Here is a 21,257-nt window from a genome sequence, read left to right as displayed (position 1 = left end):
GATGAGCGGGGCGCGGCCGGTCGGGACGGTCAGGCACGAGCCGCCGAGGAGCGGTGCACGGCCGGTCGGCATGTGGTCGGATCGGATACAACCGGTCGGGGCGCGGGTCCGCGGGACACGACCGGGCGGGGCCGCGGTGCCGGCCCCGCGTCCCGGTGGCGTGGTCGGTGGACAGGAGGTTCCGGCATGAGCGCACGGGCACGGCTCGCGCTCTGTGCCGCCGCTGCCACGATGATGGCGGCGTGCGCCCTGCTGCCGCTGGTCACCCCGATGACCTGGCTCTTTCAGGCGGGTTTCCTGGTCGCGGTGCAGGCGGGCGTGGGCGCGGTGACCCGGCGGGTGCCGCTGGCCCGGCCGCTGACCGTGGCGGCTCAGGCCCTGGTGAGCCTCATGTTGCTGACCCTGGTCTGTGCCCAGGGGCATGCGCTCCTCGGGGTGATCCCCGAGCCGGACACCTTCCGCTACTTCGCCGACCTGCTCCAGCAGGGCTCGAACGACGTCAGCCGGTTCGCGATCCCGGCCCCCCTGTCCGACGGCATCCGGCTGATGCTCGTCGGCGGTGTCCTGGTGATCGGGCTGATCGTGGACATGCTCGCGGTGACCTTCCGCAGCGCGGCACCCGCCGGGCTGCCCCTGCTGGCCCTGTACTCCGTCGCCGCGGGCCTGTCCGACGGCGGCACGGACTGGCTGTGGTTCCTGGTCGCCGCCGCGGGCTACCTGATGCTGCTGCTCGCGGAGGGCCGGGAACGGCTCTCCCAGTGGGGCCGCGTCTTCAGCGGCGCCGCCCGCTCCCCCGGCGGCCCGTCGGGCGGCGCGGTGGCCCCCGTCCGCACGGGCCGGCGCATCGGCGTGGTCGCGCTGGGCGTCGCCCTGGTGGTGCCCCTGGCCCTGCCTGCCATAGAGGGCGGCCTCCTGGACGGTGCCGGAACCGGCATGGGCGCGGGCAACGGCAACGGCGGCACCATCTCCGCGATCAACCCGCTGGTGTCCCTGCGCGACAGCCTGAACGTGGACGAGGACCGCCAGGTCCTGTCCCTGAAGACCGACTCGAACAACACCTCCGCCCTGTATCTGCGGATCGTCTCCCTGGACGACTTCGACGGCACCACCTGGAAGCCGTCCCAGCGGCACATCGTCGGCGTGCCGAACCGGTTCCCCACGCCGGCCGGCCTGAGCCCGGACGTCAGGCGCTCGGAGGTGAGGACCCGGATCGCGGCCGCCGACTGGTACGCGCAGGACTGGCTGCCGATGCCGTACCCGCCGAGCGGCGTGCAGGTCTCCGGCAAGTGGCGCTACGAGCCGGTGGGCATGACCCTGGTCGGCGACCACGGCCAGAACACCCGTGGCGCGGTGTACGAGGTGACCAGCCTGGACGTGCAGCCGACGGCGGACCAGCTGGCCTCGGCGCCGGCACCGTCGGCGGCACTGAAGCGCGAGTACACCAAGGTGCCGAAGTCGCTGCCGTCCGTGGTGGCGGAGACGGCCAAGCAGGTCACCGAGGGCGCGAGAAACGAGTACGAGCAGGCGGTCAAGCTCCAGGACTACTTCGCCGTGACCGGGGGATTCCAGTACGACACCCAGGTGCAGGTGGGCCAGGGCCCGAACGCGATCGCCACGTTCCTGGAGAAGAAGCAGGGCTTCTGCATCCACTTCTCCTTCGCGATGGCCGCGATGGCCCGCACCCTGGGCATCCCGGCCCGGGTCGCGGTCGGCTTCGCACCCGGTACCCCGCAGTCGGACGGCACGGTGTCGGTCGGTCTGAAGGACGCGCACGCCTGGCCCGAGCTGTACTTCGAGGGCGTGGGCTGGACCCGCTTCGAGCCGACCCCGACCCGGGGTACGACGCCCGACTACACGCTGTCGGACACGCCCGGCACGTCCCTGCCGGACGTGGCGCGTCCTTCGCAGCAGTCGTCTGCGGCGCCGTCCACGGGGACCTCGCCGAGCGAGAGCTGCACGGCACAGATGCGGAAGCTGGAGGCGTGCGACAGTCCCTCGACGGCTGCGACGGTGTCCGGCGGGGACGACGGCCCGAAGTGGTGGCAGTCGGCCCTGTGGGCCCTCGGCGGACTCCTCGTCCTGTTGATCCCGCTGTCGCCGCTGCTGTGGCGGAAACGGCTGCGTGCCGTACGGCTGGGCGGGCATGCCCGCACCGAGGAGGGTGCGGCGGCCCACACCCTGGCGGCGTGGCAGGAGCTGACCGACACCGCGTGGGACTTCGGGATCCCGCCGGACGAGTCGCAGACCCCGCGCGGGGCGGCCGCCCGGATCGTCCGGCTCGGGAGCCTCGACACGGCGGCCGGAAGCGCGGTGCACCGGGTGGCGGACGCCGTGGAGCAGGTTCTCTACGCACCCCGGCCGCAGCCGACGACCGGTCTCGCGGAGGAGGTGCGCCGGGTGGCCGGGGCACTGGGCGGCGCGGCCACCCGCGGCGCGCGGCTGCGGGCGCTGTTCGCCCCGCGCTCGGCCGTGCGCGCCCTGTGGGCGGCGTCGGCGCGGTCGGCGGCGCTCAAGGGACGGGTCACGACGGCACGGCCCACCCTGCGCAGACCGTCCGGCCAGGGAAACTGAGGCAGCACACGCCGGAACGGCGCTGAGGCGGTGCCCTCAGCCCGAGTCCTGTGCCCTGCGCCCTGCGCCCTGGTCGAGGGTGCCCGCAGCCAGGGCGCCGAGGAGCGGATGCCGTCGACCGGGGCTCAGGGGCAGCCGGCTCAGATCCTCAGCGGCTCAGGGGGCTGGGGCTCACGGACTGCGGACCGCACAGGCCGGAGGTCCATACGGGCATGTATGAGGGGTGATCACCCGCGATGGGTGATCACCCCTCATACATGCCCGAACATCGTCCTCGCGCTAGCGGCCGCCCTGCTCGTCCCGGCGGCGCTGCCAGCGCTCCTCGATACGATCCATCATGGAGCGCTTCGCCCGTGCCTGTCGGCGTGCCTGCGGGGCACCGCCCGCGGGCGCCCGCTCTCCCGGCTTGGGAGCCTTGCGCCAGCCCGTCACAGCGAGTACCGCGCACCCCAGCATGACGAGGAAGCCCACCACGCTGACCCAGATCTGTTGTGCGACCATACCGGCCATGAGGAGCGCGATTCCTACGAGGAATCCCGCGACCGCCTGATAAACCCGTCGCCGGGTGTACGTGCGCAGCCCGTTTCCCTCAAGCGCTGTCGCGAACTTGGGATCTTCGGCGTACAGCGCTCGCTCCATTTGCTCGAGCATGCGCTGCTCGTGCTCCGAGAGCGGCACGGAGTCCTCCTCATCGTGCAGTCGCCGGGGCGACCCGGGGGGTCCCTTCAGGATAGGCAGGGAATCGCCCCCGTGAAACCCGCCCCTCTAGGCCAATTGGCCAACCGGTTCCCGCCATGGCCGTCCCGGCTCGCTGAAACTTCCATTCCCCAGCGGCCGACCCGTCATGCCGGGAAGATCTACCTCGATCATACGGCGCAAACCCCTCGATCGGAGGGCCTGTGGCGTACTCCATCTGCTGTCGCGGCCCTGATCAGCGGTGTGCCTGAAGGCGGCTCAGCCGGCGCCGCCGCCGGGCGCCTCGCCGAGCACGTGAAGCTGCGTGGCCACGGAGTGGAACGCGGGCAACTCGGCCGCCGCCGCCTCCAGCTTCAGCAGGGCGTCGAGGGCTCCGGGCTCGGTGTCGACGAGGACCCCGGGCACCAGGTCGGCGAAGACCCGCACACCGTGCACGGCGCCGACGGCGAGCCCCGCGCCCTCGACCAGCGCGGTGAGCTGTTCCGCCGTGAAGCGCCGCGGCACCGGGTCGCCGGCGCCCCAGCGGCCGTGGGGATCGCCGAGGGCCTGCCTGGCCTCGGTGAAGTGGCCCGCCAGGGCGCGGGCGAGCACGGCACCGCCGAGTCCGGCCGCGAGCAGGCTCAGGACGCCTCCGGCGCGCAGCGCCGCCACCACGTTGCGGACGCCCTCGGCCGGCTCGTCGACGTACTCCAGGACGCCGTGGCACAGCACCGCGTCGAAGCCGCCGCGCTCGACCACCTCGAAGAGGCCGTGGACGTCGCCCTGGACGCCCCGCACCCGGTCGGCGACACCGGCCTCGGCGGCCCGGCGCTCCAGTGCGAACAGCGCGTTCGGGCTGGGGTCGACGACGGTGACGCGGTGCCCGAGGCGGGCGACGGGCACGGCGAAGTTGCCGCTGCCGCCTCCGGTGTCGAGGACGTCGAGCGAGTCCCGGCCCGTGGCCTTGGCCCGCCCGTCCAGGGCGTCCCGGAGGACTTCCCAGACCACGGCGGTACGGAGCGAGGCCCGGGGCCGCGAGGGGTCGGAGCGCGGCGACGCCGGTTGCGGGCAGTGGTGGGAGACAGGCGGTCGCATCGGGTCCGGCACGGCAGTCGACTCCTCGGCGTGGCACCGCCTGTTGCCCGGCGGCGCGAACGGGTTCCCTCCCCCGCCCGGGACGCGGGAGGAGGGAAGGCTTCAGGCGTTCTCCACCCTATTGCCTCGGCCGCCGTACCTGGTCACCACGGGGGCGGCCCGGCCGGCCGGGGCCCGCGCGGGCCGGGCCCGTCGCTGTCAGCCCGCGTCCGGCAGCTCCCTCCCGCTGGCGTGGCCGGCCGGTTCTCCGGTCTCCTGCCGGGGCTGTGGCAGGACGGGCTGGAGCACCAGCATCCGTTCGACGATGCGGACGAACATCGCCACGTCCCTGATCAGATCGTCGGCGTCCCGGCGGCTCGCGGCGTCCCGGATGCCCGCCTCGGCCCGGGCCCGGCGGGCGGCGCCGGAGGCGAACAGGGCGCTCCATTCGGTGAGTTCGGGCGCTATCTCGGGGAGCACCTCCCAGGCGCTGCGGATGCGGGGGCGGCGCCTGGTCGGGGACTCCGGGCGGGCCCGCGCGGCGAGGACGGCGGCGGCGGTGCGCAGCGCGGCGAGGTGAGCGGTGGCATAGCGCTCGTTGGGTGTGGGCAGGACGGCGGCCTCGTCGAGTCCGGCACGGGCCTTGGCGAGCAGGTCGAGGGCGGCGGGCGGGGCCGTGGCCCGGCGGAGCACGGGGTGCACGTCGCTCGCCGGGCCGGTCAGTGAGGGGGCAGGGCCGGATGCGCGGCGCCGGCGGGCGGCTGCTGCGGACGAGCTGGCCATGACGAACCTCCTGTCGTCTGTGTGACGGCACGCCCTGGTCCGGGGTGCCGTATGTGCCCATCGTGCGGTATGCCACTGACAATCCGTTCTGACCTGGGCTTTTGATTCGATCGACAGTTCGGATCGGGTGCGGGCGGGGGCAGGTCCTACGCGCTGGCGAGGGGTGGGGCGGGGGCGGGGCCGTTGCTGTGAGAATCGTGACCATGGAAAGCAGCAGCACCGCGCCGGGCGGCGCCACGCGCCGCGAGGCCACCCGGCGCAGGCTCTACGAAGCGGCCGTCACGCTCATCGCCGAGCAGGGCTTCTCCGCGACCACGGTGGACGAGATCGCCGAGCGGGCCGGGGTCGCGAAGGGCACGGTCTACTACAACTTCGCGAGCAAGTCGGTCCTCTTCGAGGAGTTACTGCGGCACGGCGTGGGCCTGCTCACCGCCTCCCTGCGGGACGCCGCCGAACGGTCCGCGCGCGGGGGCGGCGGCAAGGTGGACGCCCTGGACGCGATGATCCGCGCCGGTCTCGTCTTCATCGACCGCTACCCGGCCTTCACCCAGCTGTACGTGGCCGAGCTGTGGCGCACCAACCGCGCCTGGCAGTCCACCCTGCTCGTGGTGCGGCAGGAGGTCGTCGCGGTGGTGGAGGGGGTGCTGCGCGCGGGGGTGGCGGCCGGCGAGTTCAGCGCGGAGATCGACGTCCCGCTGACGGCGGCGGCGCTCGTCGGCATGGTGCTGGTGGCGGCGCTGGACTGGAAGTCGTTCCAGCCGGAGCGTTCCCTGGACGACGTCCACGCCGCCCTGTCCCGGCTGTTGCAGGGACGGGTGAGCGGCCGGGGCTGACCGGAAAGCGCCGGTCCGCCCTGGCCCGTCCCCCGCGGGCCGGCTCGGACCGGCGCTCCTTCCTGCTCCCCGTACGTCCCCCGTGGGAGCCCCCCGTCGCGGTCTTCCCCGGGTTCCCCCGTGCCTCGCTCCCGCCGACGAGCCGGCGGAAGGAGCGGCCGGGGAGGTCACCGTTCCGCCGCCCCGTGCCGGCGGTCCCGGGCCTCGTCCCCCTGCCGTGCCTCCACTGTCTCGTTCCCGCAGGTCGGGGCCCATCCGTGCACCTACTCATCTGGCCGCCTAGGTACTCGTACTCAGCCGTCCGCACCGGTACGCAGGACGCGGCGCGGCCGGCTGGTCACGATCGCCTCCGTGTCCGTACTCCCCCTGGTGTCCACCAGGGGGAGGGCCGGTGGCCTCCCTGTCTACGCCGTGAGGCTGCTCCACCCGTCCACCTGACTGACCCCGCCGCCCGACGGACCCCGCCGGGCGACCGACCCGCCGCCCGACTGACCCCGCCGGGCGACCGACCCGCCGCCCGACGGACCACCGAGCGGGCGCCTGCGGTCCGGACTGTCAGTGGCGGTGGATAAAGTCGCGGGCATGGCACGGATTGCGGTGATCGGCGCCGGGATGGGCGCGATGGCGGCTGCCGCCCGGCTGGCCGTCGCGGGCCACCGGGTGGTGGTGTACGAGCGCACGGAGACGTACGGCGGGGCAGTGCGCCGCTTCGAGCGGGACGGCTTCGGTTTCGACACGGGCCCGGGTGTGCTGTCGCTGCCCGCGGTCTACCGCGACCTGTTCCTGAAGACCGGCAAGGAACCGCTGGAGGACCGCGTCCGGCTCACCCAGGTCGACCCGTCGTCACGGCACGTGTTCGCGGACGGCACCGAGGTGTCGTTGCCGAACGCCTCGCGCGCGGGTGTCGTCGCGGCCCTGGACGAGGCCCTGGGGTCCGGTGCGGGACAGCGCTGGGGCGACTTCCTGGTGCGTGCCCGCGAGGCCTGGGACCGCACGCGCCGCCCCCTCCTGGAGGAGCCGCTGTGGCCGAACTGGTCGGTGCTGACGGACCGCGAGCCCTATCCGGCGGTCCCGCACAAGCGGCTGCTGCGCACCCGGCGGGCCGCGACGCTCGCCGAGATCGGGGCCTGGGAGCTGCGTGATCCCCGGCTCGCCGCCCTGCTCGCGGGCCACGCGCTCGGGTACGGCCTGGACCCCGGCACCGCTCCGGCGAGCGCGGCCGTGCTGCCGTACATGGAGCACGCCTTCGGTGTCTGGTATGTCCACGGCGGCATGCGGGAGTTGGCGCGGGCGGTGTACGAGCGGTGCGTACGGCGCAAGGTCGAGTTCGTCTTCGGCGCCGAGGTCACCGGGATCCTGGAGAAGGACGGCCGCGCGGCGGGCGTCGAGCTGGCCCGGGGCGCCGACGGGGCCGTCGGCTCCGGGGGGCGCACGGTGGCCGAGGCGGACGCGGTCGTCGGCACGGGCCCCTGGCGGCTGCGCGGTCTGCTGCCCGACCAGGAGTTGTACGGGCCGGGTGCCGTCGCACCGGCCGCCGAGGGGCTGTTCCCCGGGCGGGTCGTGGTGTGCCTCGCGCTGCGCGGCCGGCGCGAGCCGGGCGCGGCGCACCGCACGGTGGTGCATTCCCCGGCGGCTACGGGCGAGTTGAGCCTGTTCACGGCCGAGGGCACGCCCGAGCGTCCCACGGTCCGCGTCGACCGCCCGGACGACCCCGCCCTGCGTCCGGACGCGGCGCACGAGTCCATGGTGGTGACGGCGACCGTGCCGTCCGCGGCGGGGTACGACTGGACCGCGCCCGGCGCCGCCGACGCCTTCGCGGACCGTATGGTCGCCGCCGCCGAGCGGGCGGTGCCGGGGCTGCGCGAGCGGGTGCTGTGGCGGGAGGTGCGCACGCCGGTGGACACCGCGCGGGAGACCGGAGCGGAGGGCGGGGCCGTTCCGCCGCCGTCGCTGGCCGCGGCCGGGGGGACGCTGCATCCGTCCAACGCCACGGCGGTACCGGGCCTGTTCGGGGTGGGCGGCTGGTCGCATCCCGGCGGTGGTCTGCCGCACGCCGGCATGTCGGGCGCGCTGGTCGCCGGGCTGATCGTGGAGGGGCCGGACTTCCGCGGCTCGCGGTGAGTCCCGCCGTCCGGGCGGCGGCCGGTCAGAAGCGGTAGTGCTCGTCGTACCCGTTGCCCTGCTGCTGGCCGTGACTTTGCTGCTGGCCGTGGCCCTGGTGCTGGCCGTCGCCCTGGTACGGGTAGGGCTGCTCCTGCGGGAGGTCGCCGCCGTAGGTCTCGTCGGTGCGCTGCTGCGGGACCCAGACGCCGCCGGCCGGGGTCTCGCCGTAGCCGCCGTTGCCGTACTGGTCCTGGCCGTAGGGCTGTTGGCCGTACTGCTGACCGCCGTAGCCGTTGTCGTACGCGGTGCCGCCGTAGTTCTGGGCGCCGGCGTACGGGTCGGAGTAGTCGGCGTACTGCTGCTGGCCGCCCGTGTCGTAGCCGTACTGCTGCTGGCCGTAGCCGGAGTAGTCGTACGAGTAGCCCTGGTCGGCGCCCTGGGCGGTGGCCGCGTAGCCCGGGTCCTGGTGCTGGGCCGCGGCCGCGTGGGCGGAGTCGCCGTATATGCCGTAGGAGCCGGTGTCCTCGGGCATGGGCTGCGGTTCGTAGACGGCTGTGGCGTCGGCGGCGGCCTGTCGGCCGGGGTGGGCCGCGGCGAACACGTCGTCGCGGTCGTAGTCGCCGTCGTGGCCACCGTGCTGGGCGCCGTCCTGGCCGTAACCGCCGTCCTGGCCGTACTCGCCGTCCTGCCGGTAACCGGCGTCCGGTCCGTCCGCGCCCTGGCCGCTCCGGGCCGCCGACGGATCCTGGGCCTCCGGATCGGTGTCCCGGTCGTCCCGGTGGTCGGGATCGCCGCCCCTGCGCTTGCCGCCGTCCGCTCCCCGGCGCACCGCCCAGCCCTCGGCGAAGCCGCGGCGGAACGACAGCGTGACGTACGTCTGGCCGACCGCGAAGGCCACCGCGCCCAGCGCGATGACGACGACGGAGGGCATCAGCACACCGAGCACGACGATGAGGAAGCCGACGAACGCCAGCAGCCGCCAGCGCAGCCGCGCCTTGTACTGCAACAGCACTTCGCCGAGCAACCACAGCGCGACGATGCCGAACGCGAGGTAGAGGACCGCCCAGCCCATGTAACGCCCCTCTCCCAGTGACCGCTACGCAGTGTGTCGTATCTCGGTGATGCCGGTCTAGGTCTGCGGAGGATGGTGCAGGCCCAGGTTCTCGTAGATCTCCAGTGGCGCCGTGGAGTTGTTGAGCGTGATGAAGTGCAGTCCGGGCACTCCCTCGGCCAGCAGCCGGGCGCAGAACTCCGTGGCGAACTCGATGCCAATGGAGCGTACCGCCGCCGGATCGTCCTTGGCTGTGAGGATCCGTTCTTCCAGCGCCCGCGGGAACCTGGCGTTGCTCAGCTTGGGCAGCCGCTCCAGCATCCGCAGACTCGTGACCGGCAGGATCTCGGGGATGACCGGGGTCTCGCAGCCGGCCGCCGCGACCCGGTCGCGCAGCCGCAGGTACGACTCCGGCTCGAAGAACATCTGCGTGATGGCGTAGTCGGCGCCCGCGCGGCACTTGTCCACGAAGCGGGCGACGTCCGTGTCCCAGTCGGCGGAGCGCGGATGCATCTCCGGGAAGGCGGCGACACCCACGCAGAAGTCGCCCGACTCCTTGATGAGCGCGACGAGTTCGGCCGCGTAGGTCAGGCCCTGGGGGTGCGGCACCCACTCGCCCATGGGGTCGCCCGGCGGGTCACCGCGGACGGCGAGCATGTTGCGGATCCCGGCGTCCGCGTACTGGCCGATGATGTTGCGGAGTTCGGCGACGGAGTGGTCGACGGCGGTGAGGTGGGCGACCGGCGTCAGCGTGGTGTCGGCGACGATCTGCTGGGTCTCCTTGACCGTGGTCGCGCGGGTGGTGCCGCCGGCGCCGTAAGTGACGGAGACGAAGTCGGGGGCCACCGCCTCGACCCTGCGCAGCGCGTTCCACAGACTCCGCTCACCCTTGGGCGTCTTCGGCGCGTAGAACTCGAACGAGTACGTCGTCTTGCCGGTGCTCAGGATGTCACGCACGGTGCGCGCGCGGTCGGTCCTGGTGGATGCGGTTCCAAGGGCCATACCCGCAGGTTAGCCAGGCACGGGCGGTCCCCCAACCGGGCGCCGGAGATTTGCCCGAATTGCCGAACTCTTGTCCATCCTTTGGACAGGGCCTGGCCAGGTGATTGCTAGCCGTCCCGCCGCAGCCGCCCGGTGAACTCGGCCGCCGCCGCTCCTGGGTCGTCGGCCTCGGTGATCGCGCGGACGACGACCACCCGGCGGGCCCCGGCGTCCAGCACCTCGTCGAGGTTGCCCAGGTCGATGCCGCCGATGGCGAACCAGGGCCGGGCGGTGCCCAGCGCGGCCGTGTAACGGACCAGGTCCAGGCCGGGCGCGGGCCGGCCTGGCTTGGTGGGGGTGGGCCAGCACGGGCCGGTGCAGAAGTAGTCCACGCCGTCCTGGACGGCCGCCGCCGCGGCCTCCTCCGGGGCGTGCGTGGAGCGGCCTATGAGCACCTCGTCGCCGAGGACGGCGCGGGCCGCGGGCACGGGGAGGTCGCCCTGTCCGAGGTGGAGCACGGCGGCGCGGGCGGCGTGGGCGACGTCCGCGCGGTCGTTGACCGCGAGCAGCTTGCCGTGCCGCGCGCAGGCGTCGGCGAACACCTCCAGGTGCGCCAGCTCCTCGGCCGCCTCCATGCCCTTGTCGCGCAGTTGCACGACGTCGACGCCGCCGGCCAGGACCGCGTCCAGGAACTCGGCGAGGTCGCCCTGGTCCTTGCGGGCGTCCGTGCACAGATAGAGCCGGGCGTCGGCGAGCCGGTCACGCGCTGTGCGGGCGGCGGTGCCGGTGCCGGCAACGGTCTCGGTGCCGGCCGCGTTGCCGGTGTTGACGGCCGCGCTGTCGGTGTTGACGGCCGCGCTGTCGGCCGTGATGTCGGTGTCCGGCATGTGTGTCCCCCCGGGATGGGTGCGAGGTCGGTGCGGTGGTGCAGTGGTGAGGTGTCGTGACGTACGGGCCGGGCCGACCGCCCGTTCCGGGGCGGACCGCCCGTTCCGGCCGTCCGGGCGAGCCGCCCGGACGGGGCGCGGGCCCGCGGCCCCGCGGGGAGCGGCGGCACGGTGGCCCGGCGACCGGGCGCGGGACCGCGAAGCGCGGCACCGGGTCAGGCGGCCGGGCGTCGGACGGGCCCTGGGCCGTGGTTCACCACGGCCGTGGCCCGTCCGGAGCCGCGGCCCGTACGTCGGAGGGCGTTCGGATCAGACGGCGAGCGCCTGGGCGCGGCGCTTCACCTCCGTGCCGCGGTTCTCGCTGAGGGCCTGCGCGGGGGTGCCGGGCAGGGTCGGGTCAGGAGTAAAGAGCCACTCCAGCATTTCCTCGTCCGTGAAGCCGTCGTCCCGCAGGAGCGTCAGGGTCCCGGACAGACCCTTGACGACCTTGTCCCCGTCGATGAAGGCGGCAGGGACGTGCAGCGCACGGTTCTCGCCACGGCGTACGGCGATGAGCTGGCCCTCCTTGACCAGCTGCCGGACACGTGTCACCTCGACGCCGAGCTGCTCGGCGATGTCGGGGAGGGTGAGCCATGCAGGGACGAGAGCATCGATCTTTGCGTCAATCTCGGTCACGGAAACAGCGTGCCATCCCGGACCGACAGTCGGAAGCCAGGCCCGTCCGACCTGGGGATATCGCGCGTCACGCGGTGGCCTCCTTCAGCGGCCGCGCCGGGTCCGCGAGCAGCCGCGGATCCATCGGCGTGCCCGCCTCGATCAGCCGCCGTCCCTGCGCCAGATCACGCGGCCGGCCCACCGCCAGCAGGGCGACCAGCCGGCCCGCGCCCAGCCAGCAGACGGTCCAGGCGGGCCCGGCGGGGTCGCCGCGCCACAGCAGCGTGTCGGCCGCCGGGTAGTGGCCGATGTACTGCACGAAACGCCCGAACTGCTCGGACCAGAAGTACGGCACCGGGTCGTAGGCCGCCGGGGTGTCGCCGATGATGTTCGCGGCGACCGTGCGCGGCCCCTGGAGGGCGTTGTCCCAGTGGTGGACGAGCAGGCGCTCGCCGTACCGGGCGGAGGGGAAGGACGCGCAGTCGCCGACCGCGTAGACGTCCGGCGCGGAGGCGCGCAGATGGTCGTCGGCCACGACCTCGCGATGGGCGCCCAGCTCGATGCCGGAACCCGCCAGCCAGGCGGTGGCGGGGCGGGCGCCGATGCCGACCACGACGGCGCCCGCGGGCAGCCGCGAGCCGTCGTCGAGCACCACCGCACCGGGCTCGACGCGCGCCACGCGCGCGTGGGTGCGCAGTTCGGTGCCGCTGTCCGCGTACCAGGCCGCCATCGGCGCCGTGACCTCGGCCGGGAGCGCGCCCGCGAGCGGGCGGTCGGCGGCCTCGACGACCGTGACCGCGCAGCCCGCCTCGCGGGCCGCCGTGGCGAACTCGGCCCCGATCCAGCCCGCGCCGACGACCACGATGTCGTGCTGCCGGGCGAGCACCGGCCGCAGCGCCTGGGCGTCGTCGAGGGTGCGCAGCAGGTGCACGCCGGGGACGCCCTCCGCGCCGGGCAGCAGGATCGGTTCGGCGCCGGTGGCGAGGACCAGGACGTCGTACGGCACCGGACCGGCCGCGGTGTCCAGCTCGTGGTCGCCGGGGCGCACGCCGAGCGCCTCCCGGCCCAGTTCGAGGTCGATGCCGAGCGCGCCGAAATCGACGTCGAAGGCGGAGCCCTCGACCTTGCCGAGCAGCACGGCCTTGGACAGCGGTGGCCGGTCGTACGGCGCGTGGGGCTCCGCGCCGACCACGGTCACCATGCCCTTGAACCCCTGTTCCCGCAGGGCGACCGCGGTCTGCACCCCGGCCATGCCCGCGCCGGCGACGACCACGCGCCGCACCTGTGACGTGCTCCGTTGCTGCGTCTGCTGGCTCACGCTGATCACCATAGTCAACTGACGTTTTGTCAGGCAGGGGGCATGCTGGGTGACCTGCTGCACACGGGATCGTCCGGTGTCCGCCAGGGGCCCGTGCCGGCCGTTCTTCCGTGCGCGCCGCGCCGCCCACCGGAGCCCGCCGAGCCGCGTGCGGGGGCCGTGAGCGCGGTGCGGAGGCCGTGAGCGCGGTGCGGAGGCCGTGAGCGCGGTGCGGAGGCCGTGAGCGCGGTGCGGAGGCCGTGAGCGCGGTGCGACCGGAGCCCGCCGAGCGCGGTGCGGGCCGGGGCCGCGAGCGCGGTGCGGGCCGAGGCTTCCTTTTCGAGGCGGGCGGCGGCGGGCTAGGGTGGCCACCGTACAAGCACTCGCGGGAGCCCGGACGCACCGGGCTGAGAGGGAGGCTGGCGGCCTCCGACCGTACGAACCTGATCCGGGTCATGCCGGCGAAGGGAGGGGCTGGACGCCCATGTCGTCACGTACGTCAGATGTCCTCGTCATCGGGGGCGGAATCATCGGCCTGGTCACGGCCTGGCGGGCCGCGCAGCGCGGATTCGCCACGGCCGTCGTGGATCCCGAGCCGGGTGGCGGGGCCGCGCAGGTCGCGGCCGGCATGCTGGCCGCGGTCACCGAACTGCACCACGGCGAGCAGACGCTGCTCGGCCTGAACCTGGCCTCGGCGCGCCGCTATCCGGACTTCGCGGCCGAGCTGACCGAGCTGACCGGCCGCGACCTCGGCTACCGCCGGTGCGGCACGCTCGCCGTCGCACTGGACGCCGACGACCGCGCGCACCTGCGCGACCTGCACGAACTGCAACAGCGCTCCGGTCTTGAGTCCGAGTGGCTGTCCGGCCGGGACTGCCGTCGTCTGGAGCCGATGCTCGCGCCGGGGGTGCGGGGCGGGCTGCGGGTGGACGGCGACCACCAGATCGACCCGCGGCGGCTGGCGGCGGCACTGCTGGCAGCCTGCGAACGGGCGGGAGTGGTGTTCCATCGCGCCTGGGCCGAGCGCTGCGCGGTGCGCCGGGACCGGGCCGTCGGGGTGACCACCGGGGACGGCACCGAACTGGCTGCCGGTCAGCTGGTGCTCGCGGCCGGCAGCCTGAGCGGCCGGCTGGCGGGCCTGCCGGAGGCCGTGCTGCCGCCGGTGCGGCCGGTGAAGGGCCAGGTGCTGCGGCTGACCGTGCCGAAGCGGTACGCGCCGTTCCTGAGCCGGACCGTGCGGGCCGTGGTGCGCGGCAGCCAGGTCTACCTGGTGCCGCGGGAGAACGGTGAACTGGTCGTCGGGGCGACCGACGAGGAACTGGGCTGGGACACCACGGTGACCGCGGGCGGCGTGTACGAGCTGCTGCGGGACGCGCACGAGCTGGTGCCCGGGATCACCGAACTGCCGCTGACCGAGACCCGGGCCGGGCTGCGGCCCGGCTCCCCGGACAACGCGCCGCTGCTCGGCCCGACCGCGCTCGACGGGCTGCACGTGGCCACCGGGCACTACCGCAACGGTGTGCTGCTCACCCCGGTCACCGGGGATGTCATGGCGCACCTCCTGGCCACCGGGACGCTCCCGGAGGAGGCCCGTCCGTTCACCCCCGCGCGCTTCGGCGCCGCCGCCCTCACGGAGCAGCCCGCATGATCATCTCCGTCAACGGGGAGCACCGGGAGATCGCGCCCGGCACGGCCCTCGACGCCCTCGTGCAGACCCTCACCACGGCGGCCGGCGGAGTGGCCGCCGCGCTCAACGAAACCGTCGTCCCGCGCGCGCAGTGGCCCGCCACCGCCCTGAGCGAGGGGGACCGCGTCGAAGTCCTCACCGCCGTCCAAGGAGGCTGAGCCATGGCCGACGATCCCTTCGTCCTCGGCGGTACGTCCTTCACGTCCCGGTTGATCATGGGTACGGGCGGTGCGCCCAGCCTCGACGTGCTGGAGCGGGCGCTGGTCGCCTCCGGAACGGAGCTGACCACCGTGGCGATGCGCCGGGTCGACCCCGATGTGCACGGGTCCGTGCTCTCGGTCCTGGAACGGCTCGGCATCCGGGTGCTGCCCAACACGGCGGGCTGCTTCACCGCGGGCGAGGCGGTGCTGACCGCGCGGCTGGCCCGGGAGGCGCTCGGGTCCGATCTGATCAAACTTGAGGTGATCGCCGACGAGCGGACACTGCTGCCGGACCCGATCGAGCTGCTGGACGCGGCGGAGACCCTGGTGGACGACGGTTTCACGGTGCTGCCGTACACGAACGACGATCCCGTGCTGGCGCGGAAGCTGGAGGACGTGGGGTGCGCGGCGGTGATGCCGCTCGGCTCGCCGATCGGTTCCGGGCTCGGGATCCGCAATCCGCACAACTTCCAGCTGATCGTGGAGCACGCGCGCGTACCGGTGATCCTGGACGCGGGAGCCGGTACGGCGTCGGACGTGGCGCTTGCGATGGAGCTGGGGTGCGCGGGGGTCATGCTGGCCTCGGCCGTCACCCGGTCGCAGCAACCGGAGCGGATGGCGGAGGCGATGCGGCACGCGGTGGACGCGGGGCGGCTGGCACGGCTGGCGGGGCGGATCCCTCGTCGGCACTTCGCCGAGGCGTCGTCTCCCCCGGAGGGCCTGGCCGTGCTCGATCCGGAGCGGCCCGCGTTCTGAGCGGGGCGGTCGTGCCGGGACGCGCTGCCCACCACGCGCCACCCGTTTGCCGTCCGCCGAGCGGTGGACGTTTCCCGTGGGGGCCCGGCGTCGGTGGTGGCTGCGGGGGGCGGGTTCGTGGGGCCGGGGATTCCGGGGCCGGTGAAGGGTCGGAGAGGGCCGTCGGTCCGGGTGGGGCGGTGAGGGCGTCGGGCCCGGTCACGGGCCGTGGGTGGCGGGTGGGGGGTTCCGGGGGTGACGGGGTGACGGGGTGTCGCGGGACGGGTCACAGGTCGGCCGCAGTCCCGGTCCGATCTCTCGGTAACGAGGAGGACTGTCGGTACCGGCTCGTAGACTCACCTGCGTGGATACGACCCTTCAGGACCCCCTGGTCGGGCAGGTGCTCGACGGCCGTTATCGCGTCGACGCCCGGATCGCGGTCGGCGGGATGGCCACGGTCTACCGGGCCCTGGACACCCGTCTGGACCGCATCCTCGCGCTCAAGGTGATGCATCCGGCCCTCGCCGCCGACGGGTCGTTCGTCGAGCGGTTCATCCGGGAGGCGAAGTCGGTGGCCCGGCTCGCCCACCCGAACGTCGTACAGGTCTTCGACCAGGGCATGGACAGGGCGTACGTCTATCTCGCCATGGAGTACGTCGCCGGGTGCACGCTGCGCGACGTGCTGCGCGAGCGGGGCGCGTTGCAGCCGCGGGCCGCGCTGGACATCCTGGAACCGGTGCTGGCCGCGCTCGGCGCCGCGCACCGCGCCGGGTTCGTGCACCGGGACATGAAGCCCGAGAACGTGCTCATCGGGGACGACGGGCGGGTCAAGGTCGCGGACTTCGGGCTGGTGCGGTCGGTGGACACCGTGACCAGTACGACGGGGGCCGTGCTGGGAACCGTCTCGTACCTCGCGCCCGAGCAGATCGAGAACGGGACCACCGATCCGCGCGTCGACGTGTACGCGTGCGGTGTCGTCCTGCACGAGATGCTCACCGGTGCGAAGCCGCACGACGGGGACTCCCCCGCCGCGGTGCTCTACAAGCACCTCCACGAGGACGTGCCGCCGCCGTCCGCCACCGTGCCCGGCCTGGCGTACGAGCTGGACGGGCTGGTCGCCTCGGCCACCGCCCGTGATCCGGAGGGCCGGCCGCGGGACGCCGTGGCACTGCTCGCCCAGGTGCGGCGGGCCCGCGCGGGACTCACCGCCCAGCAGTTGGACGCGGTGCCTCCGCAGGCGCTCACCGCGGAGCACGACATCACCGAGGACCGTACGAGCGTGATTCCGCGTTCGCTGGCGATCCCGCGGCTGCTGCCGGTGAACGACGACGACCTCCCCGGTGCGGTCGGCAACCGGACGGCCCGGTTCGAGACCTCGGCGCTGCCGCCCCGGCGGTGGTCCGTGCGGCCGGGACGGAGGCTCGTCACGCTGGTCGTCGCCGTGCTGGTGGTCCTCGGCGGCGGGATCGGCGTCTGGTACATCAACTCGGGGCAGTTCACACGGGTGCCGCCGCTGCTGGCGAAGACCGAGGCACAGGCACGGGAGCGGCTCAGGGCGGACGGGCTCGACGTGAAGCAGGTCGAGCACGCCTACAGCGACACGGTGCGGCGCGGCACGGTCATCAGCACCGACCCCGAGGCCGGCGCCCGCATCCGCAACAACGACTCGGTGACGCTGACCGTCTCCGACGGCCCGGAGACCGTGAAGGTGCCCGAACTGGCGGGCCGTGGCCTGGCCGATGCCGAGGCGCTGCTGAAGGAGGGCGGCCTGGAGCCCGGCATGGTCACGCGCGCGTTCAGCGACAGCGTGCCCAAGGACTCGGTGATCGGCACCGACCCGGCACCCGGCACCGTGCGGCGCGCGGGGTCGGCGATCACGCTCACCGTCAGCAAGGGCAGCCCGATCGACGTGCCCGACGTCACCGGTGACGACCTGGACAGCGCGCGGGAGCGACTGGAGGAAGCCGGGCTCAAGGTGGAGGTCTCCGCCGAGCAGGTCAACTCGGAGCACGACGCGGGCGAGGTGGCCGAGCAGACCCCGGAGGGCGACAGTGAGGCCGCCGAGGGCGACACGGTGCGGCTGACGCTGTCCAAGGGCCCGGAGATGGTCGAGGTCCCGGACGTGGTCGGGACCGGTGTCAACGACGCGACGAAGCAGCTGGAAGCCTCCGGGTTCAAGGTCTCGGAGGACCGCGGGCTGCTGGGGCTGTTCGGGAGCACCGTGCAGAAGCAGTCGGTGGACGCCGGCAAGACGGCACCCAAGGGCTCGACGATCACGATAACGATCCGGTGACGACGTTCACGACAGCCGTCAGGTCCGTCAGGTCCGTCAGGTGACGAGGCGCGGAGGCGGACGGCGGGCCCGTTTTCCCTGGGAGCGGGCCGGCGTGACAGGCTGAACGGGTGAAGCGTCAGCAGTCCCGTTCCGCCCCCGCGCACGGTCGTTCCCGCAATCCCGTGGGCGGTCACGTCCCCGTGGCCGGTGGGCTGCACTCCGTGGGGCTGTCGTACGCCCGGGAGTTGAAGGCGGAGACCGTGCAGGTCTTCGTGGCCAACCCGCGCGGCTGGGCCACCCCCATCGGCGATCCCCGGCAGGACGAGGCGTTCCGAGCGGCGTGCGCGGAGGACTCCGTCCCGGTGTACGTGCATGCCCCGTACCTGATCAACTTCGGCTCGCACACCGCGGCGACCGTGGAGAGGTCGGTGGCGTCGCTGCGGCACTCGCTGCGGCGGGCGCGGGAGATCGGCGCGCTGGGCGTGGTCGTGCACACGGGCAGCGCGACCGGCGGACGGCCGCGGGAGGTGGCTCTGAAGCAGGTGCGCGAGCACATGCTGCCGCTGCTGGACGAGCTGACCTTGGACGACGACCCGTTCCTGCTGCTGGAGTCGACCGCCGGGCAGGGAGCCTCGCTGTGCTTCCGGACCTGGGACTTCGGGCCGTACTTCGCGGCGCTGGACGCGCACCCGAAGCTGGGCGTGTGCCTGGACACCTGTCACATCTTCGCCGCCGGGCACGACCTGACGGGGCCGAGCGGCATGCACCGGACGCTGGACCTGCTGGTGGACACGGTGGGCGAGGGGCGGCTGAAGCTGATCCACGCCAATGACTCCAAGGACGTGGCGGGGGCCCACAAGGACCGGCACGAGAACATCGGTGCCGGGCACATCGGCGCGGATCCGTTCCGGGCACTGATGACGCACCCGGCGACCGCGGGCGTACCGCTGGTCATCGAGACGCCGGGCGGCAAGGAGGGGCACGCGGCGGACGTGGCCCGGCTGAAGGAACTGCGGACCGCCGCCGGCTGACGGCACACACCCATCGGCCCCACCGATCCCCGCCGCCCCTCGAATCCCACCAGCCCCGCCAGCCCCCAGCGCCCTCTCAGCCCCACCAACCCCACCGATCCCACCTATATGGTCGCCCCCATTCCGGGAATACCCCCAAGGGGTATACGGTTCCTACCCGTCGCACGAGGAATCGTCACTCGACCCCGGGGGTACCCATGGACCACGAGGCACACGCCCACCAGCACACCCACGCACCGGCGGCCGACTGGCCGATGGCCGTTCAGGCCACCCTGCACTGCCTCACGGGCTGCGCCATCGGCGAAGTGCTCGGCATGGTCGTCGGCACCGCGCTCGGCTGGGGCAACCTGCCGACCATGATCCTGGCGATCGTGCTGGCGTTCTTCTTCGGCTACTCGCTCACGCTGCGCGGGGTACTGAAGGCCGGCGTCGGTTTCCGCACCGCCCTGCGCGTGGCGCTGGCCGCGGACACCCTGTCGATCGCCGTGATGGAGCTGATCGACAACGGCGTGATCGCACTGTGGCCGGACGCGATGGACGCGCACCTCGGCGACCCGCTGTTCTGGTCCACGCTGGCGCTCTCGCTCGCGGCCGCCTTCGTCATCACCACGCCGGTCAACAAGTGGACGATCGGGCGGGGCAAGGGCCACGCGGTGGTGCACCAGTACCACCACTGACGCCGGTCAGGGCTCCGGACCGTCCCCGGGCTCCTCCTGGTAGGAGTAGCGCTGCTCCCGCCAGGGGTCGCCGACGTTGTGGTAGCCGCGCTCCTCCCAGAAGCCGCGGCGGTCGGCGGTCATGTACTCGACGCCGCGGACCCACTTGGGGCCCTTCCAGGCGTACAGGTGGGGCACCACGAGCCGGACCGGGAAGCCGTGCTCCGCGGTGAGCAGTTCGCCGTCCTTGTGCGTCGCGAAGACGGTGCGCTCGGCGGCGAAGTCGAAGAGGCGGAGGTTCGAGCTGAAGCCGTACTCCGCCCAGACCATCACGTGGGTGACATCCGGGGCGGGCGGGGCGATCTCCAGGATCACGCTCGCCGGAATGCCGCCCCACTCGGCCCCGAGCATGCTGAATTTGGTCACGCAGTGCAGGTCGGCCACGATCGTGGCGTACGGCAGGGCCGTGAACTCCTCGTGGTTCCAGCAGCGCTTCGCCCCGTCGGCGGTGGCGCCGAAGACCCTGAACTCCCACCGTTCGGGACGGAACTTGGGCACCGGGCCGTAGTGCGTGACCGGCCAGCCGCGCTGCGGCCGCTGCCCCGGCGGAAGCTCGGACCGTACGCCCTCTGCTGACTCTCCAGACCAGCGCTCCACCGGATGCCCCATGGCTCCATCCTGACAGACCCGGAGCGATGCACCCGACCAGGAGTCTAAAACAGGACAATAGATCACAGGCATGTACTTACTTGCTAAGAGCGCACTTACCACCCGATCTTCTGTTGCCAGTACCACCGTGCGGCCGCACCCCCCATCCCCTGTGGAAGGAGCCTTGGCGATGCAGGGCGACCCCGAGGTCATCGAGATCCTCAACGAGCAGCTCACCGGCGAGCTCACCGCGATCAACCAGTACTTCCTGCACGCGAAGATGCAGGAGAACTTCGGCTGGTACAAGCTCGCGAAGTACACGCGGAGCGAGTCGTTCGACGAGATGCGGCACGCCGAGGTGCTGACCGACCGGATCCTGCTGCTGGAGGGGCTGCCCAACTACCAGCGGCTGTTCCACGTGCGGGTGGGGCAGACCGTCAAGGAGATGTTCGAGGCGGACCGGCAGATCGAGGTGGAGGCGATCGACCGGCTCAGGCGCGGGATCAGGACGATGCGCGACAAGGGCGACATCACCTCGGCGAACATCTTCGAGGCGATCCTGGAGGACGAGGAGCACCACATCGACTATCTGGACACCCAGCTTGAGCTGGTGGACAAGCTGGGCGAGGCGCTCTACATCGCACAGATCATCAGGCAGCCGAAGGGCTGAGAAGCCCCGGCGGGAAGCCTGGCCGGCAGGGCTCCGCGCGTCGTTGCGGAGCTACGCGGCCTCGTCCAGGGCCCCGACCGCTTCGACGCCGGCCGGCACCGGGCGGCCCGGCTCGGCCGCTGCGCGCCGCGGACTCGCGGCGCGGCCGAGGAGCGCCTGGATCCGACGCACGCAGGACCCGCAGTCGGTGCCCGCCTTGCAGGCGCCGGCGATCTGGCGGGGGGTGCGGGCGCCGTCCTCCGTGTGCCGCTTCACCTGCTGCTCGGTGATGCCGAAGCAACTACAGACGTACACGGGGTCCACCTCCCACCGGGGCCGGTCACTGACGCCACCCCGATTCTCGGTGAGGCAAACCTAACCTTACCTGTCGCGAGCAGCGTAGCAAGAGCGGCGGGGGGGGGGGTGGGGGGTGTTGCGCAGGTCCCCGCGCCCCTATGGGGTATGGG

Annotated in this window: 20 protein-coding genes and 1 riboswitch; of the genes, 10 read left to right on the top strand and 10 right to left on the bottom strand. The window is 73.2% G+C overall.

Translation table 11 applies throughout. The annotated features are described in order from the left end of the window. Positions 1–186 precede the first annotated feature (186 nt). Positions 187–2,571 (top strand): DUF3488 and DUF4129 domain-containing transglutaminase family protein, encoded by a 2,385-nt coding sequence (locus tag ACFC09_RS40605; RefSeq protein ID WP_376537213.1) that lies wholly within the window; start codon positions 187–189, stop codon positions 2,569–2,571. A gap of 279 nt (positions 2,572–2,850) precedes the next feature. On the opposite strand, the gene ACFC09_RS40600 is transcribed toward ACFC09_RS40605, so the two are convergent. The 3 genes from ACFC09_RS40600 to ACFC09_RS40590 all read right to left on the bottom strand — a co-directional run bounded on the left by ACFC09_RS40600 (position 2,851) and on the right by ACFC09_RS40590 (position 5,103). Next, on the bottom strand, positions 2,851–3,249 hold the full coding sequence (locus ACFC09_RS40600) for a DUF3040 domain-containing protein (protein ID WP_376537211.1): 399 nt from the start codon (positions 3,247–3,249) through the stop codon (positions 2,851–2,853). A 276-nt stretch (positions 3,250–3,525) separates the two neighbouring features. Further along, positions 3,526–4,353: a methyltransferase gene (locus tag ACFC09_RS40595; protein ID WP_376537209.1), complete on the bottom strand. Its 828-nt coding sequence runs from the start codon at positions 4,351–4,353 to the stop codon at positions 3,526–3,528. 186 nt (positions 4,354–4,539) lie between these two features. After that, positions 4,540–5,103, bottom strand: coding sequence for an SAV_6107 family HEPN domain-containing protein (locus tag ACFC09_RS40590; RefSeq protein ID WP_376537207.1), 564 nt, complete (start codon positions 5,101–5,103; stop codon positions 4,540–4,542). A 203-nt stretch (positions 5,104–5,306) separates the two neighbouring features. Between ACFC09_RS40590 and ACFC09_RS40585 the strand changes: the two genes are divergently transcribed. Both ACFC09_RS40585 and ACFC09_RS40580 read left to right on the top strand, forming a co-directional pair. Next, positions 5,307–5,936 carry a TetR/AcrR family transcriptional regulator gene (locus tag ACFC09_RS40585; protein ID WP_376537205.1) on the top strand — a complete coding sequence of 210 codons (630 nt, stop codon included), beginning with the start codon at positions 5,307–5,309 and terminating at the stop codon, positions 5,934–5,936. 582 nt (positions 5,937–6,518) lie between these two features. Next, a complete protein-coding gene (locus ACFC09_RS40580; protein WP_376537203.1) occupies positions 6,519–8,057 on the top strand; it encodes a phytoene desaturase family protein in 1,539 nt (512 codons plus the stop codon). Between the two features lie 25 nt (positions 8,058–8,082). On the opposite strand, the gene ACFC09_RS40575 is transcribed toward ACFC09_RS40580, so the two are convergent. From ACFC09_RS40575 to ACFC09_RS40555, 5 genes are all read right to left on the bottom strand, one after another. Then, positions 8,083–9,111, bottom strand: coding sequence for a hypothetical protein (locus ACFC09_RS40575; protein ID WP_376537201.1), 1,029 nt, complete (start codon positions 9,109–9,111; stop codon positions 8,083–8,085). Between the two features lie 57 nt (positions 9,112–9,168). Beyond that, complete coding sequence (gene metF / locus ACFC09_RS40570; protein WP_376537199.1) at positions 9,169–10,092, bottom strand: methylenetetrahydrofolate reductase [NAD(P)H]; 924 nt, start codon at positions 10,090–10,092, stop codon at positions 9,169–9,171. Positions 10,093–10,199: 107 nt separating this feature from the next. Then, a complete protein-coding gene (gene thiE, locus ACFC09_RS40565) occupies positions 10,200–10,958 on the bottom strand; it encodes a thiamine phosphate synthase (protein WP_376537197.1) in 759 nt (252 codons plus the stop codon). Between the two features lie 309 nt (positions 10,959–11,267). Beyond that, positions 11,268–11,633, bottom strand: coding sequence for an Rv2175c family DNA-binding protein (locus ACFC09_RS40560; protein ID WP_028803215.1), 366 nt, complete (start codon positions 11,631–11,633; stop codon positions 11,268–11,270). 67 nt (positions 11,634–11,700) lie between these two features. Further along, the gene (locus tag ACFC09_RS40555; protein ID WP_376537250.1) at positions 11,701–12,942 is read right to left on the bottom strand and encodes an NAD(P)/FAD-dependent oxidoreductase; all 1,242 of its coding nucleotides are present in this window, start codon (positions 12,940–12,942) and stop codon (positions 11,701–11,703) included. 342 nt (positions 12,943–13,284) lie between these two features. Beyond that, positions 13,285–13,396: riboswitch (TPP riboswitch) on the top strand. Between ACFC09_RS40555 and thiO the strand changes: the two genes are divergently transcribed. From thiO to ACFC09_RS40525, 6 genes are all read left to right on the top strand, one after another. After that, positions 13,394–14,557 carry a glycine oxidase ThiO gene (gene thiO / locus ACFC09_RS40550; RefSeq protein ID WP_376537194.1) on the top strand — a complete coding sequence of 388 codons (1,164 nt, stop codon included), beginning with the start codon at positions 13,394–13,396 and terminating at the stop codon, positions 14,555–14,557. (Overlaps the previous riboswitch by 3 nt.) Next, complete coding sequence (thiS, locus tag ACFC09_RS40545) at positions 14,554–14,754, top strand: sulfur carrier protein ThiS (protein WP_376537192.1); 201 nt, start codon at positions 14,554–14,556, stop codon at positions 14,752–14,754. The genes thiO and thiS overlap by 4 nt, the downstream gene beginning before the upstream one ends. 3 nt (positions 14,755–14,757) lie before the next feature. After that, positions 14,758–15,552, top strand: coding sequence for a thiazole synthase (locus ACFC09_RS40540; RefSeq protein ID WP_376537190.1), 795 nt, complete (start codon positions 14,758–14,760; stop codon positions 15,550–15,552). 343 nt (positions 15,553–15,895) lie between these two features. Continuing rightward, positions 15,896–17,824, top strand: a complete 1,929-nt coding sequence (pknB, locus tag ACFC09_RS40535; RefSeq protein WP_376537188.1) for a Stk1 family PASTA domain-containing Ser/Thr kinase — start codon at positions 15,896–15,898, stop codon at positions 17,822–17,824. Positions 17,825–17,934: 110 nt separating this feature from the next. Then, complete coding sequence (locus tag ACFC09_RS40530) at positions 17,935–18,837, top strand: deoxyribonuclease IV (RefSeq protein WP_376537186.1); 903 nt, start codon at positions 17,935–17,937, stop codon at positions 18,835–18,837. 197 nt (positions 18,838–19,034) lie between these two features. Then, positions 19,035–19,514, top strand: a complete 480-nt coding sequence (locus ACFC09_RS40525) for a DUF4396 domain-containing protein (protein WP_376537184.1) — start codon at positions 19,035–19,037, stop codon at positions 19,512–19,514. A gap of 6 nt (positions 19,515–19,520) precedes the next feature. Here the strand turns inward: ACFC09_RS40525 and ACFC09_RS40520 are convergent, their stop codons facing one another. Continuing rightward, the gene (locus tag ACFC09_RS40520; RefSeq protein ID WP_376537183.1) at positions 19,521–20,162 is read right to left on the bottom strand and encodes a sulfite oxidase-like oxidoreductase; all 642 of its coding nucleotides are present in this window, start codon (positions 20,160–20,162) and stop codon (positions 19,521–19,523) included. 169 nt (positions 20,163–20,331) lie between these two features. Between ACFC09_RS40520 and bfr the strand changes: the two genes are divergently transcribed. Then, positions 20,332–20,811: a bacterioferritin gene (gene bfr, locus ACFC09_RS40515; RefSeq protein WP_376537181.1), complete on the top strand. Its 480-nt coding sequence runs from the start codon at positions 20,332–20,334 to the stop codon at positions 20,809–20,811. 51 nt (positions 20,812–20,862) lie between these two features. Here bfr and ACFC09_RS40510 read toward each other — a convergent pair whose 3' ends face one another. Further along, positions 20,863–21,105: a bacterioferritin-associated ferredoxin gene (locus ACFC09_RS40510; protein WP_376537179.1), complete on the bottom strand. Its 243-nt coding sequence runs from the start codon at positions 21,103–21,105 to the stop codon at positions 20,863–20,865. Positions 21,106–21,257 lie beyond the last annotated feature (152 nt).

The sequence above is a fragment of the Streptomyces sp. NPDC056161 genome (assembly GCF_042268025.1).
In the GTDB taxonomy this organism is placed as follows: Bacteria; Actinomycetota; Actinomycetes; order Streptomycetales; family Streptomycetaceae; genus Streptomyces.
Note: the sequence above shows the minus strand (reverse complement) of the source record. Positions and strands in the feature narration are given on the sequence as shown.